Annotated in this window: 15 protein-coding genes and 2 riboswitches; of the genes, 3 read left to right on the top strand and 12 right to left on the bottom strand. The window is 65.3% G+C overall.

Annotation, left to right across the window (positions count from 1 at the left end):
- Positions 1-9 precede the first annotated feature (9 nt).
- The 12 genes from BLQ85_RS06450 to BLQ85_RS06395 form a co-directional block, all read right to left on the bottom strand.
- Positions 10-765 (bottom strand): sulfite exporter TauE/SafE family protein, encoded by a 756-nt coding sequence (locus tag BLQ85_RS06450; RefSeq protein WP_074575499.1) that lies wholly within the window; start codon positions 763-765, stop codon positions 10-12.
- Position 766: 1 nt separating this feature from the next.
- Positions 767-3,661: an aminomethyl-transferring glycine dehydrogenase gene (gcvP, locus tag BLQ85_RS06445; protein ID WP_074575498.1), complete on the bottom strand. Its 2,895-nt coding sequence runs from the start codon at positions 3,659-3,661 to the stop codon at positions 767-769.
- A gap of 55 nt (positions 3,662-3,716) precedes the next feature.
- On the bottom strand, positions 3,717-4,082 hold the full coding sequence (gcvH, locus tag BLQ85_RS06440) for a glycine cleavage system protein GcvH (protein ID WP_007868705.1): 366 nt from the start codon (positions 4,080-4,082) through the stop codon (positions 3,717-3,719).
- A 39-nt stretch (positions 4,083-4,121) separates the two neighbouring features.
- Positions 4,122-5,282 carry a glycine cleavage system aminomethyltransferase GcvT gene (gene gcvT / locus BLQ85_RS06435; protein ID WP_083336759.1) on the bottom strand — a complete coding sequence of 387 codons (1,161 nt, stop codon included), beginning with the start codon at positions 5,280-5,282 and terminating at the stop codon, positions 4,122-4,124.
- A gap of 36 nt (positions 5,283-5,318) precedes the next feature.
- Positions 5,319-5,420, bottom strand: a riboswitch (glycine riboswitch).
- A gap of 21 nt (positions 5,421-5,441) precedes the next feature.
- Positions 5,442-5,545: riboswitch (glycine riboswitch) on the bottom strand.
- A gap of 6 nt (positions 5,546-5,551) precedes the next feature.
- The gene (locus tag BLQ85_RS06430) at positions 5,552-6,106 is read right to left on the bottom strand and encodes a hypothetical protein (RefSeq protein WP_074575849.1); all 555 of its coding nucleotides are present in this window, start codon (positions 6,104-6,106) and stop codon (positions 5,552-5,554) included.
- 97 nt (positions 6,107-6,203) lie between these two features.
- Complete coding sequence (locus tag BLQ85_RS06425; protein WP_074575497.1) at positions 6,204-7,496, bottom strand: TRAP transporter large permease; 1,293 nt, start codon at positions 7,494-7,496, stop codon at positions 6,204-6,206.
- Entirely contained in the window at positions 7,493-8,005 is a 513-nt protein-coding gene (locus BLQ85_RS06420; protein WP_074575496.1) for a TRAP transporter small permease, read from the bottom strand. The genes BLQ85_RS06425 and BLQ85_RS06420 overlap by 4 nt, the downstream gene beginning before the upstream one ends.
- 101 nt (positions 8,006-8,106) lie before the next feature.
- Entirely contained in the window at positions 8,107-9,075 is a 969-nt protein-coding gene (locus BLQ85_RS06415; protein ID WP_074575848.1) for a TRAP transporter substrate-binding protein, read from the bottom strand.
- Positions 9,076-9,141: 66 nt separating this feature from the next.
- Positions 9,142-10,164, bottom strand: coding sequence for a D-erythronate dehydrogenase (gene denD, locus BLQ85_RS06410; protein ID WP_074575495.1), 1,023 nt, complete (start codon positions 10,162-10,164; stop codon positions 9,142-9,144).
- 89 nt (positions 10,165-10,253) lie between these two features.
- Entirely contained in the window at positions 10,254-11,552 is a 1,299-nt protein-coding gene (locus tag BLQ85_RS06405) for a TAXI family TRAP transporter solute-binding subunit (RefSeq protein WP_074575494.1), read from the bottom strand.
- Positions 11,553-11,557: 5 nt separating this feature from the next.
- Positions 11,558-12,865, bottom strand: a complete 1,308-nt coding sequence (locus tag BLQ85_RS06400; protein ID WP_074575493.1) for a TAXI family TRAP transporter solute-binding subunit — start codon at positions 12,863-12,865, stop codon at positions 11,558-11,560.
- Between the two features lie 96 nt (positions 12,866-12,961).
- Positions 12,962-13,957, bottom strand: a complete 996-nt coding sequence (locus BLQ85_RS06395) for an acyltransferase family protein (RefSeq protein WP_254779723.1) — start codon at positions 13,955-13,957, stop codon at positions 12,962-12,964.
- 437 nt (positions 13,958-14,394) lie between these two features.
- On the opposite strand from BLQ85_RS06395, the gene epsA reads away from it, so the two are divergent.
- From epsA to epsL, 3 genes are all read left to right on the top strand, one after another.
- The gene (gene epsA, locus BLQ85_RS06390) at positions 14,395-15,180 is read left to right on the top strand and encodes an XrtB/PEP-CTERM-associated transcriptional regulator EpsA (protein ID WP_074575491.1); all 786 of its coding nucleotides are present in this window, start codon (positions 14,395-14,397) and stop codon (positions 15,178-15,180) included.
- Positions 15,173-16,600 (top strand): undecaprenyl-phosphate glucose phosphotransferase, encoded by a 1,428-nt coding sequence (locus BLQ85_RS06385; protein WP_074575490.1) that lies wholly within the window; start codon positions 15,173-15,175, stop codon positions 16,598-16,600. The genes epsA and BLQ85_RS06385 overlap by 8 nt, the downstream gene beginning before the upstream one ends.
- Positions 16,601-16,728: 128 nt before the next feature.
- A complete protein-coding gene (gene epsL, locus BLQ85_RS06380; protein WP_074575489.1) occupies positions 16,729-17,931 on the top strand; it encodes an XrtB/PEP-CTERM-associated polysaccharide biosynthesis outer membrane protein EpsL in 1,203 nt (400 codons plus the stop codon).
- The last annotated feature ends 1 nt before the right edge of the window (position 17,932 follow it).

Here is a 17,932-nt window from a genome sequence, read left to right as displayed (position 1 = left end):
TGACAGGCCCTAGCCCATTCGCCGCAACAACTCCGGAACCGATGAGACCAGCATGGCCAGGCCTGAGCAGGTCAGCAGGCTCAGCACCAGCCTGCGAAAGGCCAGGTCGCTGATGCCCGTGTAAAGCCGCCCGCCCAGCCAGGCCGGAATGAGCGCCGCGGGCGCCACGATGGCCAGCATGGGCAGCGTCTCGCGGGTAACCAGGCCGGCCGCTGCGTAGCTGGCCATGGTGACGGTCAGTACCGCCAGGTTGAAGTTCTGGATGACGGCGCGCTGGTCGGCTTTCTCGTAGCCCCGCAGGGTGCACCACAGCGTCGGGATGACGCCGCTGAAACCACCCAGGGCACCCATGAAGCCGCCGGCGACGCCTGCCGCGCCATCGGCAATGCGCCCTCCATGGTGGATGCGCGGAAGCTTGCCCGAAAACAGCATGGCCGGGCACCATGCCGCCAGCAATACGCCGAGAAACAGTTTGAACAGCTGGACGTCAAGCCGGGGCAACAGCAGCAACCCCAGCGGCAGCCCCAGCAGCCCGCCTGCCAGAAACGGCAGCAGGCGCTTCCAGTCGGTGTTGCGGCTGACGGTGAAGGCCGCCATGAGCTGGCCTGCCAGTCCGCCGAACACCGCCATGACGGCCGCCAGCTTCGGGTCTATGGCCCAGGCCCAGAACGACATGGCGACCAGGCTGAAGCCAAAGCCCGACAGGCCCTGGACAAAGCCCGCCGCCGCCGCGCCCGCGGCGATCAGGACAATCTGCGCGTCCAACTCAGGCGTAGTCGCTCACGGGTACGCAGCTGCAGAACAGGTTGCGGTCGCCGTAGACGTTGTCGACACGGCCCACGGGCGGCCAGTACTTGGCCTGCTTGAGCGAGGCCAGCGGGAAGCCGCCGGTTTCGCGCGAGTAGGGCCTGTCCCAGCCGTCGCCCAGCAGGCTGGCCGCGGTGTGCGGCGCATGCTTGAGCGGGTTGTTGTCCTGCGGCCATTGGCCGGCTTCCACTTTGCGGATCTCGTCGCGTATCGCGATCATCGCGTCGATGAAGCGGTCCAGCTCGGCCAGGGTTTCGCTTTCGGTGGGCTCCACCATCAGCGTGCCGGGCACGGGAAAGCTCAGCGTCGGCGCATGGAAGCCGTAGTCCATCAGGCGCTTGGCCACGTCCTCGGCGCTGACGCCGCTGGTGTCTTTCAGCGGGCGCAGGTCCAGGATGCACTCGTGGGCCACATGGCCGTTTTCGCTGGCGTACAGCGTCGGGTAGTGGTCTTTCAGGCGCGAGCTGATGTAGTTGGCGCTCAGAATGGCAACCTCGGTCGCCTGCGTCAGGCCCTCGGGGCCCATCATGCGGCAGTACATCCAGCTGATGGGCAGCACCGCGGCATTTCCCAGGGGCGCCGCCGAGACCGCGCCCACGCCGTTGCCGGGGATGCCCGCCGTCGCGTGGCCGGGCAGGTAGGGCACCAGGTCGGCCACCACGCAGACCGGGCCCACGCCCGGGCCGCCGCCGCCGTGCGGGATGCAGAAGGTCTTGTGCAGGTTCAGGTGGCTCACGTCGCCGCCGAACTCGCCGGGCGCGGCCACGCCGACCAGCGCGTTCATGTTGGCGCCGTCCACGTAGACGCGGCCGCCGTGGCTGTGCACCATGGCGCAGAGTTCTTTTACCTGGGTTTCAAACACGCCGTGCGTGCTGGGGTAGGTGATCATCACGCAGGCCAGCTTGTCGCTGTGCTGCTCGCATTTGGCCTTCAGGTCGGCCATGTCGACGTTGCCGCGCGCGTCGCAGGCGGTCACGACCACGCTCATGCCCACCATCTGCGCGCTGGCCGGGTTGGTGCCGTGGGCCGAGGACGGGATCAGGCAGATGTTGCGGTGGCCCTGGCCCTTGGCTTCGTGGAAGGCCTTGATGGCCAGCAGGCCCGCGTACTCGCCCTGCGAGCCGGCGTTGGGCTGCAGGCTGATGCCGGCATAGCCGGTGGCCTGGCACAGCCAGTCGCGCAGCTGCTTGTCGAGCTCGGCATAGCCTTGCAACTGGTCGGCGGGCGCGAAGGGATGGATGTTGGCGAACTCGGGCCAGGTGATGGGAATCATCTCGCTGGTCGCATTGAGCTTCATGGTGCAGCTGCCCAGCGGGATCATGCTGCGGTCCAGCGCCAGGTCCTTGTCGCTGAGCATGCGGATGTAACGCAGCATGCCGGTTTCGGAATGGTGGGTGTTGAACACCGGGTGCGTGAGGAAAGGCGTGGCGCGGCGCAGATCCGCGGGGATCAGCGGCTCCACGCCTTTTTCGAAGGCGCTGACCACGGGAATCGTCTGGCCGGGCTTGGCGAAGAAGGACCAGAGCAGTTCGATGTCCTTGCGGCTGGTGGTTTCGTCCAGCGACACGCCCAGGTGGTTGTTCAGGCGAAAGCGCAGGTTGGCGCCGGCCTGGCGCGCGCGTTCGGCGATCGCGTTGGTCGCGTCGCCGGTCTTCACGGTCACGGAATCGAAGGCGCCGGTGTTGGTGATTTCGTAGCCGAGTTCCTGCAGGCCGCGCACAAAGACGGCGGTGTAGGCCGCCACACGCTCGGCGATGCGCTTGAGCCCCTGCGGGCCATGGTAGACGGCGTACATGCTGGCGATCACGGCCGGCAGCACCTGCGCGGTGCAGATGTTGGAGGTGGCTTTTTCGCGGCGTATGTGCTGCTCGCGCGTCTGCAGCGCCAGGCGGTAGGTCGGGTTGCCGTGGCTGTCGACACTCACGCCGACCAGGCGGCCCGGCAGCGAGCGCTTGAACTCGTCGCGGCAGGCGAGGTAGGCCGCGTGCGGGCCGCCGTTGCCCATGGGCATGCCAAAGCGCTGGGTGTTACCCAGCACGATGTCGGCGTCCCATTCGCCGGGCGGGGCCAGCAAGGTGAGCGCCAGCAGGTCGGCCGCCACGCACAGGGCCGCGCCGTCGACGTGGGCCTGGCCCGCGAGCGGGCGCAGGTCATGGATGCTGCCGGTGGTGGCCGGGTACTGGGCCAGCACGCCGAAGTAGTCGCCCTCGGCCATCAGCTGCGGCACCGTGACGGCCGCCGTGCTGACCTTGACCGTGATGCCCAGCGGTTTGGCGCGGGTCTGTATCACCTCGATGGTCTGCGGATGGCAGTCACCCGCCACGATAAAGACATTGCTCTTGCTTTTGACGCTGCGCTTGGCCAGGGTCATGGCCTCGGCGGCGGCCGTGGCCTCGTCGAGCATGGAGGCGTTGGCAATCGGCATGCCGGTCAGGTCGCAGACCATGGTCTGGAAATTGATCAGCGCCTCCATGCGGCCCTGCGAGATCTCGGCCTGGTAAGGCGTGTAGGCGGTGTACCAGGCGGGGTTCTCGAGGATGTTGCGCAGGATCACGCCCGGCGTGTAGGTGCCGTAGTAGCCCTGGCCTATGAAGTTCTTGAACACCTTGTTCTTGGCCGCGATGGCCTTGAGCTGCTTGAGCGCGGCGGCTTCCGTGACCGGGGCCGGGATGGCCATGGGCGTGCTGCGCGCGATGGAGCGCGGAACAATGCCTTCGACCAGTTCGCGGCGCGAGGCCGAGCCCACGACGCCGAGCATGTGGACTTCGTCGGTTTCGTCGATGCCGATGTGGCGGGCGATGAATTCGGAAGGGTTTTCAAGGTCGCCCAGGGGCTTGGCGGTTTGCATCAACATGTCGGGTTCCGTGTCAGGCTTGGCAGCAGGAGTCAGAAAAAAGTCGGCCGGGAAATCAGGCCGCGAAGGCGGTGTAGCGGGTTTCGTCCATCAGCGCATCGAGCTGCGAAGGATCGGACAGTTTGATCTTGAAGAACCAGCCGGCGCCCATGGGGTCGCTGTTGGCCAGGGAGGGGTCGTCCTTCAGGGCTTCGTTGATGGCGGTCACTTCGCCGCTCACGGGCATGTAGACGTCGGCGGCGGCCTTGACCGACTCGACCACGCCGGCGGTTTCCTTTTGCGCGAAGCTCGTGCCCACGGCGGGCAGGTCCACAAACACCACGTCGCCCAGCGCATCCTGCGCATGCACGGTGATGCCGACGGTGGCGGTGTCGCCTTCAATCTTGAGCCATTCGTGGTCTTCGGTGTATTTGACGGTCATGAGAATCTCCGGAGGGTTGAGGGGTGGGGAAAGAAGGCTTTAGCCGCGGTAGTAGCGGGTGGGGACAAAAGGCATGGCCGCGACTTCCATGGGCACGGCCTTGCCGCGCACGATGGCGTTCACGCGTGTGCCCAGGGCGGCGAATTCGGGTTTCACATAGCCCATGGCCACCGGCTGGTTGATGGTCGGGCCCAGCAGGCCACTGGTGACTTCGCCGATCACCGTGCCGTCGGTGCTTTGCAGCTCGGTGTGGTCGCGCACGGGAACGCGCTCCAGCGCCACCAGGCCCACGCGCTTGCGCGCCAGCGTGGCGGGGTCGGCCAGCTGGGCCAGGATTTTGTCCGCGCCGGGGAAACCGCCCGCGCGCGCGCCGCCCGTGCGCCGCACTTTTTGCATGGCCCAGTTGAGGCTGGCTTCCACCGGCGTGGTGGTGGTGTCGATGTCGTTGCCGTAAAGGCACAGGCCCGCTTCCAGGCGCAGCGAGTTGCGCGCGCCCAGGCCTATGGGCTTGACCTCGGGCTGGGCGAGCAGCGCGCGCGCCAGCGTCTCCGCCTGCGAGCCATGGACGGAAATTTCAAAGCCGTCTTCACCGGTGTAGCCGCTGCGCGTGAGGAAACAGTCGCAGCCGGCCACCGTGAAGCGCCCGCCGGTCATGAACACCAGCTTTTCGACGCCGGGCGCCAGGCGCTGCAGCGCGGCGACGGCCTGCGGGCCCTGCAGCGCCAGCAGCGCCATCTCGGGCATGGGAATGACTTGGCAGCGAGAACCTATCTTTGCCTGGATGTGCGCGATATCGCCCACTTTGCAGGCGCCGTTGACGATGACAAACAGGTCACCGCCATGGGCGTAGTCGCGGTTGAAGAACATCAGGTCGTCGATGATGCCCCCCTCGTCATTGAGCAGCAGGCCGTAGCGCTGCTTGCCGGCGGGCAGGTCCACCACGTCGACCGGGATCAGCGATTCCAGCGCCGCCGCGGCGTCGGCCCCCACCAGGCGCAGCTGGCCCATGTGGGAGACGTCAAAGAGGCCGGCGGCCTGGCGTGTGTGGTGGTGCTCGGCCATCAGGCCCGCGGGGTATTGCACCGGCATGGAATAGCCCGCGAAAGGCACCATGCGCGCGCCCAGCTCCAGGTGCAGCGCGTGCAGCGGCGTCTTCAGCAGGGTTTCGGGAGCGGCGGAAGAGGTGGACGAATCGGACAAGGCATTCTCCGGGGAGGGGCAAACAGGTTCTAATGAGTTGCCCCTGCTGTCCACTTTACCTGAGAGATTCGCCCGGCGATGCGGGTTTGCTCCTTCGGTGGGCCGTCCTGGCGACTGCCTCTCTCCAGTAGGGAACGCCCTGCCGCGTGGTGCGCCGCAGGGCGGTTGCCAGTCCTTTTGCCTGAGCGTTCAGTGCACCAAAAGGGGGTGTACGTGCGCCTTCGGCGGTTTTCGCGGGGAAAACTCTCTCCTGACCCCGGAAGTGTAACTTAGGCCGCCTGGTGCTGCGGCAGCAGCATGGCGATGCGCTCGCTGATGGAGTCGGCGCGCTCGTGGCCCGCGATTTTTTCGATTTCCTCGATCATGTAGCGCGAGGCCGTGAGCATGCTCTCGCGGTCCTTGGCATTGCGCAGTGCTTCGCGAAAGCGCTCAGCCATCACCGGGTCGCGGCGGGCGAACATGCGCTCGCAGATGTCGAACAGGAACATGCGCGTCGTGGCGAGCGAGCGCTTGCCTTCAAACTGGTCGGCTGAAACCTGGATGGCCTGGGTGGTCTCGGGACTCGGGAAGTTCTGCAACTGCGCGGGTGTGGGTGCCGGCGCGGGTGCGGGCGCTGCGGCGGTCTTGCCCGGATGCGCCTCCAGAAAGCCCTCGCGCAAGAGGCGCAGGGCAATGGCTTCGCCGTCGCCGTCGAACAGCGGTCGGAAATCCTGGGCGGATTTGCTGCCGTCGGCCATCAGCAGCAGGGTGCGCTCGCGCTGGCCAAGCGTTCTCACGCCGGGCCTGAGCTCGGCGCGGGCGCGGTCGGTTTTGTGGAGCTGCATGGATTTCATCCTCAAATGAATGCCAGAGCATCGCCTGTGCAGATGACAGAGCCGTGAAATCCTGGGGATTTCCGGGCCCTCTGCCCGGTGGAACGGTCTACTTGAAGCCCAGCGCGCGCGGCAGCCAGGTGCTCAGTGCCGGCATAAAGGTCAGCAGCACCAGCACCGCGCCGTGCGCCCAGAGGAAAGGCACCAGCTCCTTGACCAGCGGCCCCATGGGCACCCGCGAGACGTTGGAGGTGACGAACAGCAGGCCGCCCACCGGCGGCGTGATCATGCCCAAGGTCAGGTTGTAGATGACGATCATCGCGAAATGAACCGGGTCTATGCCCAGCTTGACGGCCACGGGCGCCAGGATCGGCGCCAGCACCATCACGCCGGGCAGGGGTTCGATGAAAATGCCGAACAGCAGCAAAAAGATGTTCACGAAAACCAGGAACATCCAGGGTGAAAGCTGCATGCCGACGATCCAGTCGGCCATCAGCTGCGGCAGGCCTTCGATGGTCAAAATCCAGGCGAAGGAGGCCGACAGGCCGATGATGATCAGCACCGAGGCCGTCAGCAGCGCCGAGCGCGCGAGGATGTCCGGCAAGGCCTTCCACTCCAGCGTGCGATAGAGGAACTTGCCGCAGATCAGCGCGTAAAACACCGCGACCACCGAGGCTTCGGTCGGCGTGAACCAGCCGGCCCGCATGCCGCCCAGGATCAGCACCGGCAGCAGCAGCGCCGGGATCGCCTTCCAGGTGGTGCGCCAGACCTCCGGCCAGGGCGGCATGCCGCCGTCGCCGCGGTAGTTGCGCTTTTTGGAGACGTAAAAATTGACGATGCACATCGCGATCGCGATGAGGATGCCCGGTATCAGGCCCGCAATGAACAGCGCGCCCACGGAGACGCTGTCATCCTGCAGGGCATAGATGATCATGATGATGGAGGGCGGAATGATGGGCCCGACGATGGCGGTGGAAGCCGTGAGCGCCGCGGCATAGGACCTGTCGTAGCCGGCCTTGTCCATCATGCGTATCAGCATGGAGCCCGGCCCGGCCGCGTCGGCCAGCGCCGAGCCGGAAATGCCCGAGAAAAAGGTCAGCGAAACCACATTGGTATAACCCAGGCCGCCGCGCCTGTGGCCGACAAACTGCCCGGCAAAGCGCAGCAGCACCTCGGTCAGCGAGCCGCCGCTCATGAGCTCGGCGGCCAGGATGAAAAAGGGCACGGCCATCAGCGGAAAGCTGTCTATGCCGGTGAAGGTTTCCTTGAGCAGCACGAACAGCGGATAGCTTTCGGCCAGCACCAGCGTGATGGCCGTGGCCAGGCCCAGCGCGAAGGCCACCGGCACACCCAGGGCCAGCAGCACGCAGGCCGAGATGGTCAGGAGCAGGCTGGCGCTCATAGCGAGGCACTCGCGGTGGCGTCGAAATGCGCGTCGGCGGCGAACTTGCGCTCCAGCACATAGCCCCGCACGATGAGCGCCCAGTGCACCAGCAGCAGCACGCCGCCCACCGGCATGGCCGCGTAAATATAAGCAAAGGGAATCTGCGTGGCGGCGGTCAGCTGGAATAGGGTGCGTTCCATATAGAGCCAGCCGTACCAGACCATAAAACCGAAGAAGGCGAACAGCAGCAGCGCGACGAAGGCGCGTATGGCAACCGCCAACGAGCGGGGCAGGGCGTCCTGCAGGTTCTCGATGGCGATGTGGCCGCCGTAGCGCAGCACAGGCCCGGCGCCCAGGAAGGTCAGCCAGATCATCATGTGCCGCGAGACTTCCTCGGCCCATTCAATCGACTGGCTGGTCAGGTAGCGCAGCGCCACGTTGACAAAAATAATGACCGCCATCGCGGCCAGCAACAGGATCAGGGCCCAGCGGTTGGCGCTGAGGAAATAGCGTTCGAAGGTCTTCACTGTTGTTCTCGATTGTTCAGCCTGGCGAGGTGGTGCCGCAAGCTGGAGCCTTCCAAAAAAAGGCCGCCCGGGGATGAGCCGGGCGGCATGTTCCGCGATCTTTAACGGACGTCCTGGATCTTCTTGATGTTATCGGCGCCGAACTCCTTGGCATAACTGGCGTAGGCTGGCTTGAGCGCGTCGCGGAAGGCATTGCCGTCCACCGTCTTGGTGACTTTCATGCCTTCCTTCTCGAGCTGGGCGATGCCGCTGGCCTCGTCGTCGTTGACCTTCTTGCGCTGGGCCGCACCGGCTTTTTTGGCGGCTTCCAGGAAGACCTTTTTGTCGGCCTCGGTCAGCTTGTTCCAGGTGCGAGGCGACATCAGGAGCAGGGCCGGTGAATACACATGGCCGGTCAGCGACAGGTGTTTTTGCACCTGCGAGAACTTGGAGGCCAGGATCACGGGAATCGGGTTTTCCTGGCCGTCCACGGTGCCCTGCTGCAGCGCGCCGAACAGTTCAGGAAAAGCCATGGGCGTGGGCAGGATGCCGAAGGTGCGGTAGCCGTCCATGTGCACCTTGTTTTCCATGGTGCGCATCTTCAGGCCCGCGGCGTCGGCGGGCTTGACGATGTCGCGCTTGCTGTTGGTCATGTGGCGAAAGCCGTTTTCCGTCCAGCCCAGCGCGATGATGCCCTTGCTGGGGAACTTGGCGAGGATGTCCTGGCCTATGGGCCCGTCCATGACTTTGCGGGCATGGTCGTAGTCGCGGAACAGGAAGGGAATGTCGACAATCTTGACTTCGGGCACGAAGTTGCCCACGGGACCGGTGGAGGTGTTGACCAGGTCCTGCGTGCCCAGTTGCACGGCCTCGATCTGCTCGCGCTCGCCGCCCAAGGCGGAGCTGGGGAACTGCTGGCATTTGTAGCGGCCTTGCGTGCCCTTTTCAACCTCGTCGCAGAACATGGTGGAGCCCACGCCGTAATGCGATTCCTTGTTGGTGGCGTAGCCGATCTTGAGGATGGTCTGCGCCTGCACGCCCGCAAACCCCAGGCCCAGGGCCATGCCCAGCAGCAGTTTTGACATTTTCATGTTGTCTCCAAAATAGTTGTTGTTCAAGAAATCCGCGAACACGGCGCCAGGCCGTATGCACACCTATTATTGCGTTGCCGCCTCGGGTGCAGTGCGCGGGTTTTCGCTTAAATAGCTGGCGATGATGCTGTCAAAGTTTTTGTCAGGCAGAAGGCCCAAGGCGCGGGCCCGCGCCGCGTCTATGGTGGCCGGCCAGCTGGTCACGATGTTGGCGATGGCCGAATCGGGTGCCCAGTTGATCAGGGCAGCGGCCTCTTTGCCGGCCGCGCGTTCCAGCGCGGCGGCCATCTCGCCCACGGTGGTCTTGAGCGCCGGCAGGTTGACCGCCGTGCGCGCGCCCCATTCGGCATCGCCGGCTTGGGCAGCGCGTACCAGCCCTTCAATGGTTCGCGCCGGAGACGACAGGGCCACGGCGGTTTCGGGCGGCACCGGGCAGGCCGCGCGCAGGCCCGCCAGCGGCTCGCGGATCATGCCGCTCAAAAAACTGGAGGCCGCGCCGTTGGGTTTACCGGGCCGCACGCTGACGGTCATCAGCCGCACATTGCGCCCGCGGATGAAACCCTTGCGCGCGTAGTCGGCCACCAACTGCTCGCCGATGAATTTCTGGATGCCGTAGCTGTTCTGCGGCGTGGGCAACGTCCTGTCGTCGATCACCGGCGGAAGGGGTTGCGCCGGTGAGTTGCCGAACACCGCGAGCGAGCTCGCGAACACCACGGTGGGCGAGCTTCCCAGCTGGCGGCAGGCCTCAAGCAACGCGCGCGTGGCGTCGACATTGCTGCGCATGCCGAGGTCGAAGTCGGCCTCGCATTCGCCGCTGACGGCGGCTGCCAGGTGGAACACCAGCGCATCTTCGGCGCGCACCACCTGCGAGGCGCCGCCGCTTGCTAGCAGTTCGTTCAGGTCTCCGACCACGGCGCGCACCCGCGGGTCCGCTGCCAGCGCGGCGGGCGGGGCGATCCGGTCGACCAGGGTCACGGTCTTGATGGTTTGCGATGCGCCGCCTGCAAGAGAAAGTTTCCCCTGTTCAAGCAACTGACGAGCCAGCCGGGCGCCCAGGAATCCGGCGCCGCCGGTGATGACGATGTTCATAGGAAAGTTTGCCTCAGTCTCTGTTGTTATTCACCGCGGCCTGTTGCCCGGCGTGTTTCGCAGTTTAGTGCGAACGGCGTTTTTGCGCCTTAGCGCGACCTCAGCTTGAGCAGCCGGTCGCTCGCCGCGGCCAGGTGCTCGCGCAAGGTGTACCAGCGCTCGGAAAATTCATCGGGCAGGTCCAGCGACACCACCTGGCGTTCGATGTTGTCCAGCCGCTCCAGCAGCCGGCGCAGCGCCACGGGGTCGTCGGCGGAGGCCTCATCGATCTCGCTTTCGAGGAATTTGAGGTCGCCGTAAAAATGGTTCAGGGCGGAGCTGATGCGCCAGTCGAACAGCCTGGGGATCCAGGCCAGCATCAGCAGCGCGATGCCCAGCAATGGCAGGATGGCGTAGAAGACCAGCTCCGCATACTGGGCCGTGCGGTAGGGCAGCAGGGTTTCCATCCATGGGCGCGCGCCCAGGCTGTAGCCGCGCGCCGTGGCGGAGAGCGGGAAGTCGCTGCCGCGAAAACTCGGGAACTGGCCGTGGCGCTGCAAAAAGTTCGGTATCTCGTGGATTTCGACGGCGGCGTCCAGCAAGGCGCGCTGCAGGGCCGGGTGCACGTCCTGCCTCACCAGCAAATGGGTTTGCAGGCTCATCAGCGTGAGGTCCTTGGGCGGGATGTCGCCGCGCAGCTCGATCGCGCCTTGCGGCAGCAGCAGCGGCTGCAGGCGCGGGTTCTGGGCGGCCAGCGCGCCGGCGTGTTCGACGCCCAGCAGTTGGATGCCGCTGCTGCGCGTGAGCAACTGCACGGCCTGCGAGTCATCGCCTGCGACATGGAACACCAGGTCGACCTTGCCGTCGATCAGCGCATTGGCGGCAGCCACGCCGGCGCTGCTGTCGAACTGCACGTCCGCGGGCCGCACGCCGGCATGCGCCAGCATCAGCCTGGCGGCCATGAAGGAGGAGGACGAGGCCGGCCCCGCGGCGATGCGCAAGCCCCGGGCCTGCGCCAGCGACAAAGGCCCGCCCGTGGTGGAGAAAATCCACACCGGCTCCTGGCCCACCACGGCCAGCGCCTGCACCCCGGTGTCGGTCGTGGCGTAAATGCCCTGGGCAAAACCTATGCTGGTGGCGTCGCCGTTCCGGCCCAGCCGGTCCAGCGAACCTTTTTGCGTGTCCGAATACACCAGCTCGGCGCGCACGCCCATGCGCTCGAGCTGCTCGGCATAGCGCTGCGCCAGCATGGAGTAGCCGTCTTGCGGCGAACCCGCGCCTATCAGCACCTCGCTGGGCGGCAGCACCTTCCATTGCGTGGCCGACCACCACAAGGCCAGGGCCGTGCACAGCAGCACCGGCAGGTAGAACAGCCACCAGCGCCGGCGGTAAAGCAGCAGCAGTTTCATCGGCCTTACCGTCCCCTCATCCGGTACAGCCGCTGGCGCACAAACTCGATGTGCTGGTGCAGCCTGTAGCAGCGCGCCATCAGGTCGCGGGGCGTGGCAAAAGCCAGCATGGCCTTGTCGATGCCGTTCAGGCGGACCAGGAAACGTGTCAGGTCCAGCCCCGAGAGCGATTCCTGGCCCAGGTCGTTTTCAATGAATTTGAGCTCGCCGTACCAGCGGTTCACGCGGCTTTCCAGCACCCAGCGCAGGTAGGCCGGCACCAGGCGCATCAGCCACAGGGCCAGCAGCAGCACCGGCAGCACGATCAGCAGGATGCGCTCGACGACCTGCGCCCACCAGAAGGGCAGCACGCGCTCCAGCCAGGGCAGGCCGTGCGTCAGGGTTTCGCGCGCCTCGCGCGCGGTGGGAAAGTCGATGCGCCGCAGCGAGGGGAAATCGCCCGCGCGGTGGAACAGCCCGCCGCCGGCGTGCACGTCCATGGCCACCGCGATGGCCAGGCGCTTGAGGGCGGGATGCAGGCCCTCGCGCGCCACCAGGCTGGCCGAGGTGGTCAGCAGCGTGACGTCTCGCGGGGGCAGCCGCGCGTCCAGCGTGCCCTGCGCCAGCAGGCGCGATTCGAGGTAGGGGTTGCGCTCGGTGATGGCGGCGGACTTGCGGATGTTGGCCATGTGGATGCCCGGCAGGCTCAGCATGTTCTGCACCACGAAGGACTCGGGCGCCGCGACGATGAAGACCACGTCGACCGCCCCCTGCCGCAGGGCCTGGACGGCCGGGCTGCTGGTCAGCGGGGAGAGCGTCAGGTCCCTGGCCTCTATCCTCGCCTGCTCCAGCAGCTTGAGCGCCACCTTGCGGGTGCCGCTGCCCTCGGGGCCTATGGCCACGCGCAGGCCCTGCAGCTGGTTGAGCGAGTCGATTTCGCGGCCGCGCGTGAAAATCCACACCGGTTCCACGTCCACATTGGCCAGGGTTTCGACGCGGCTGCGGTCGCGCCTCTCCAGCGAGCTGCCCAGGTAGCCGAAGCCGCCCTGCATCAGCGCGAGGTCCGAGGGATTCACGGCCTGGCGCAGGCGCTCCAGGTTTTGCTGCGAACCGGCCGAGGTCTGGATCTCGAGTGTGATGCCGTGGTCCGCGAGTTTTTCGGCGTAGCGCCGGGCGTGCAGGTAGTAGGCGCCGTCGGAGCCGGCCGTGGTGATGCTCAGGTGCGCAGGCGGCATGGGATAGGCGAACAGCCACAGGCCCGTGGCCGTGGCTGCGGCGGCAAGCGCCATGGGCAACCGGATCCACAGCCACTTGCGTTGGTACAACTTCGCCATGCGCACAGGGGATATTCCTGTAAAAGGTTGTTACCCTTATAGCGCAAAGGTGTTACCGCTGTCAGGCGGAATAACGCCAAGGCTCAATCGCTGGCGTCAGGCTGGCGCTGCTTTGGTTTTGCTTTTTGGCCCGCCGCCGGTCGTGCCCAGCAACCAGAGATTGAGGTTGGGAGAGCGGCTGATGAGCAGCGCCGACACGATCGGCCCTGCCAGGCCGGCGGCCAGGCCCGCCACCATCAGCACATAGATATCCGTGACGCCCATCTTCTTCAGGACAATGCGGCTTGCCGCGGTGAAGAACACATGCAGCAGGTAGATCGCGAACGAATAGGAGCCGACATAGGCGAGGCGCGGTGAGCTCCAGCCGCTGCGCAGCAGCAAAAAGGCGCTGCACACACCCAGGCCCAGCGCGGCCAGGGAGTTGCCCTGTTCTGAATATTGCGGGAGCAGCATGGCCGCGGTCGCGGCGCAGATGAAGACGGCCGCCGCGATGCCGCGCGCCGCCGGGCCGCTGATCTCAAAGCGTTTGCAGGCCAGCCCCGCGAGGAAGAAGGGCAGCAGGTAAACGGCGCCCTGGGCGGCAAAATAATTCGGCGGGCTGAAGTAGTCGAACAGCACCGCGCTCAGGGCCCATACCAGCGCGAAGCCGGCCGGCGTTGACAGTGCCTTCAGGTGCTCCAGCAGGACCACGACCAGGAAGACGATGAACAGCGCTTCCAGGAACCAGAAATGCCCCACCGGCACGATGTGCAGCAGCCACCAGCGGTCCACCGCGTTGTTGGCGCCCGGGGTGAGCGCCTGCACGACGGCAAAAATGGTTCCCACCGTGATCAGCGGAAGCAGCAGCCTGCGCACCTTGCCCTTGATGAAAGCCGGGGCGTTGCCCTGGTAGGGCCGAAAGCCGTAGACATAGCCTGAGATGAAGGAGAACAGCGGCATGCGGATGTAGGCCAGCGCCTCATTGAAGACCTGCAGCCAGTGGCCCTCGGGAATCCTCAATCCGACGCTGGGGGTGTCCCCCACCACATGAAACAGGACCAGCAGGACGCAGGCAATGCCCCTCAACGTGTCCACCTCAAGACTGCGTTTCATTTTTTGGCCTGTCATCGGATGCGGGTTCCTTTCTTCATGCTGCATGAAACATCCCGCCACCCGGATCGCGGGCCGCGCGTGCGCGTTGAAGCGTCGAATGACGAACAGATCAATGAGATCAATGCGGGGGGATGCCTAGAGCGTAATCAAGCAAGGCTGCAACTTTGGGTCCGCAAAAAAGCAAACTGTTGCAAGCAGTATCGTTTTGCGCGGCATCCAACATCCAGCGCACAGCTGTTACGTTGTTGCAACGAATACGCAGCTCTTCTGTCAAATGAATCAATCGGGAAAACCCTAAACTGGGTTCGTCTCCTACATCAACTGTCTCGCTTGGCGCATGGCGTCTTTTGCAGATGTGTTCGATCCTCAATCAGCTGTTTCCGCAACGCCGTCCCCTGGCGATTTCGCGGGACAAATACAGGAAGTGACATCCGGAAATGAATTTTCACACTCCGCTTTCAAGCGAAGATTCCACGCGTTATGCGGCGCTGCTCGTGCAAGGCACGGCCGTCACGCGGCATGCCGAACTGCTGGCCTGGCTTCAGGGCGACATGCAGCAATGCCTTCCCCACGACATCCTGCTCGCGGGCTGGGGCGATTTCCAGCAGGGCGCCCTGCAGCACGACGTCGTGTCCAGGCTGCCCGGTGCGCGCTCCTACGCCGCGGGCACCGACGGGCTGCCCTTTCTATTAGGCAAATTCCATGAGCGCTGGCTGGCCGCCGAGCGCCAGCCCTGCCGGCTGGACTTCAGCGAATTCGAATATCTGCTGGGCCAGGCAAGCTTGCCGGGCTCCTTCCCGGGCAGCCTGCGCGGCATGCGCTCGGTGCTGATCCACGGCCTGCAGGACGAGAGGGCGCAGCAGGAGTGCCTCTATGTATTCATGAGCGCGGGCGACATCCCGGCCGAGCCTTGCAGCACGGCCCTGCGCATGCTGATGCCCAGCGTGGACGCCGCCCTGCGCCAGGTGACGCCGCTGCCGCAGCAGCAGCGCCGCCCTGCCGCCATGCGCGGCCCGGCCGAGGACACGAGCGGCCTGAGCGAGCGCGAAACCCAGATCATGGCCTGGGTGGCCATGGGCAAAACCAACTCCGAGATAGGCGCCATTCTCAACATCAGCGGCTTCACCGTGAAGAACCACATGCAGCGCATCTTCCAGAAGCTCAACGTCTTCAACCGCGCGCAGGCGGTTTCCAAAGTGACAAGGGTAGGCATTTATGGCTGAGGCAAACCAGCTCAACTCCGCGTCCGCCTGGCTCAACCAGCGCGAACCCCGCTCCATGGGGCTGGGCCGCAGCCACCTGTTCACCGCCGTCGAAGCCGGGCTGGACCCGCTGGTGCTGGTGTTTTCGCTGTGGGCGCTGGCGTTTTATTTCGAGGGCTCGGTGCGGCCCGCCTACCTGATCCTGTCCGTCATCGTGTTCTCGCTGACCTTTCCGGGCAGTTCCCAGCTGCGCCTGCCGGTGTGGAAGGTGTTCTCGAAAATCGCCTTTCACTGGATATGGATAGCCGGCCTGTTGCTGCTGACCGGCTATGTGACGGAGTACTTCCACAAATTTTCCATGACTGTGCTGGGCCACTGGCTGTGGGTCGCGCCCGTGGCCCAGGCCGGCGCGCACCTGGCCTTGAGGGCCGCGGCGCCGCAGCTGCTGAAACTGCAGGGGCCGCCGCGCGGGGCGGTGATCGTCGGCATGAACGAGCAGGGCGTGTCGCTGGCGCGGAACATTGCCGGCTCGGCCTACTCGGGCATAGAGCTCAAGGGCTTTTTCGACGACCGCGGCGAAGACCGCAGGGAAGCGCAGGACGAACACCGGCTGGTCGGAAAAATCGACGACCTGCCGGCCTACGTCAAGCAGCACCGAATCCAGTTCATCTACCTGTCGCTGCCCATGGCCTCGCGCCCGCGCATCCTGCAGGTGCTGGACGGGCTCAAGGACACCACCGCCTCGATCTATTTTGTGCCCGACATGTTCATCACCGACCTGATCCAGGGCCGCAGCGACACGGTGTGCGGCGTCACGGTGATCTCGGTCTGCGACACGCCCTTCCGCGGCGTCAACGGCTTCCTCAAGCGCGCCAGCGACATCGTGCTGTCGCTGCTGATCCTGCTGATGATCTTCCCCGTCATGCTGGTCATCGCCCTGCTGGTGAAGCTGGACTCGCCGGGGCCGGTCATTTTCAAGCAGCGCCGCTACGGCCTGGACGGCGAGCAGATCCTGGTCTACAAATTCCGCTCCATGGCCGTCACCGAGGACGGCGGCACCATACGCCAGGCCAGCAAGAACGACATGCGAGTCACCCGCCTGGGCGCCATCCTGCGCAAGACCTCGCTCGACGAGCTGCCGCAGTTCGTCAACGTGCTGCAGGGCCGCATGAGCATCGTCGGCCCGCGCCCGCACGCCGTGGCGCACAACGAGATGTACCGCTCGCTCATCAAGGGTTATATGGTGCGCCACAAGGTCAGGCCCGGCATCACGGGCTGGGCCCAGGTCAACGGCCAGCGCGGCGAAACCGACACGCTGGACAAGATGCAGTCGCGCATCGACTGCGACCTGGACTACCTGCGCAACTGGTCGCTGCAGCTGGACTTTTTCATCATCCTGAAAACCATTCGCCTGGTCTTCAAGGATGGGGCGGCTTATTAAAAAGAAAGGAGATGGCCTCCACCCGTTCATCAGGCTGCCTATGCAGCGCTGCCATTAGGGCAAACGGACTATCGCCACCCAACCATGTATTCAGTATCTTTTTTTCCTTCTTCCGCGGAGGCCCGCCCTTGAAGCATCCTCAAAAACTCCTCCCGATTCCCTTGCTGCTGCTGGGCCTGTTTCCCCTGGCCGCGCAGGCCGACGACCTGGACACGCTGCAGTTCAGGCTGGGGCAAAGCGTGACGCACGACAGCAATGTGTTCCGGCTGCCCGATTCCGCCAACACGCAGGCCGTGCTCGGCAGGCCCGAACGTGACGACAACGTGGCAGTGACCACGGCAGGCTTCAAGATCAACAAGCCCTACGGGCTGCAGCGTTTCGAGTTCGACGCGAATATCGAGGACCACCGCTACAGCCGCTTTTCCTACCTGGACTTCACGGCGGTCAACTACGCGGCCGCCTGGCGCTGGAGCTTTACGCCCAGGCTGCACGGCAACCTGACCAGCGACAGGCGCGAGTATGTCGACACCTATGCCGACGTGCAGGGCGCGGGGCAGATCAACCGGCGCACCAACCGCTCCACCATTTTTGATGCCGAGTACGAACTCGACGGCGCCTGGCGCCTGGTGGGCGGCCTGTTCGAGCGCACCAGTTCCAACAGCCAGCCCAACACCTTCGAGGCCGATTCCAAAATCCACGGCGCCGAGGCCGGCGTGCGTTATGTCTACCCGTCGGGCACTTCCATGGCCTACCGCTTCAGGGAAGGCAAGGGCGAGTACCCGGGCCGCTTCCTGGCGCCAGGAATCGCCGGCAACTTCACCGACCGCGAGCATGAATTCCGCTTTGACTGGGCACCCAGCGCCAAGACCACGCTGCGCGCCAAGGTCGCGTACCTGGATCGCGACCACGACGGCGTGGGGGCGCGGGACTTTTCCGGCGTGACCGGCCAGCTCGACGCGGCCTGGGCCCTCACGCCCAAGACCACGCTGGCGGGCGGTGTGGTGCGCGAGCTGGCCAGCTACCAGACCAACACTTCGAGTTACTACGAGGGCTGGCGCTTCTTCGTCGCACCGACCTGGAAGCCTACCGAAAAAACCGCGGTGCGCCTGCGTTACGACCACGGCGCGCGCGACTTCAAGGGGCCGCTGCCGGGCTTTGCCGCCAGCAACCGCCGCGACACCACCGACCTGGTGTCCCTGGCCCTCGAATGGCAGGCCATGCGTGCGCTCAAGCTGACCGCTTCGGTGCAAAGCGACAGGCGCAAGTCCAACGAGCCGGGCTTTGACTACAAGAGCAATTCCTTCGGCCTGTCGGCCGACGCGAGCTTTTGAT

Origin of the sequence: Polaromonas sp. JS666, from assembly GCF_900103405.1 — a bacterium.
In the GTDB taxonomy this organism is placed as follows: Bacteria; Pseudomonadota; Gammaproteobacteria; order Burkholderiales; family Burkholderiaceae_C; genus Polaromonas.
Note: the sequence above shows the minus strand (reverse complement) of the source record. Positions and strands in the feature narration are given on the sequence as shown.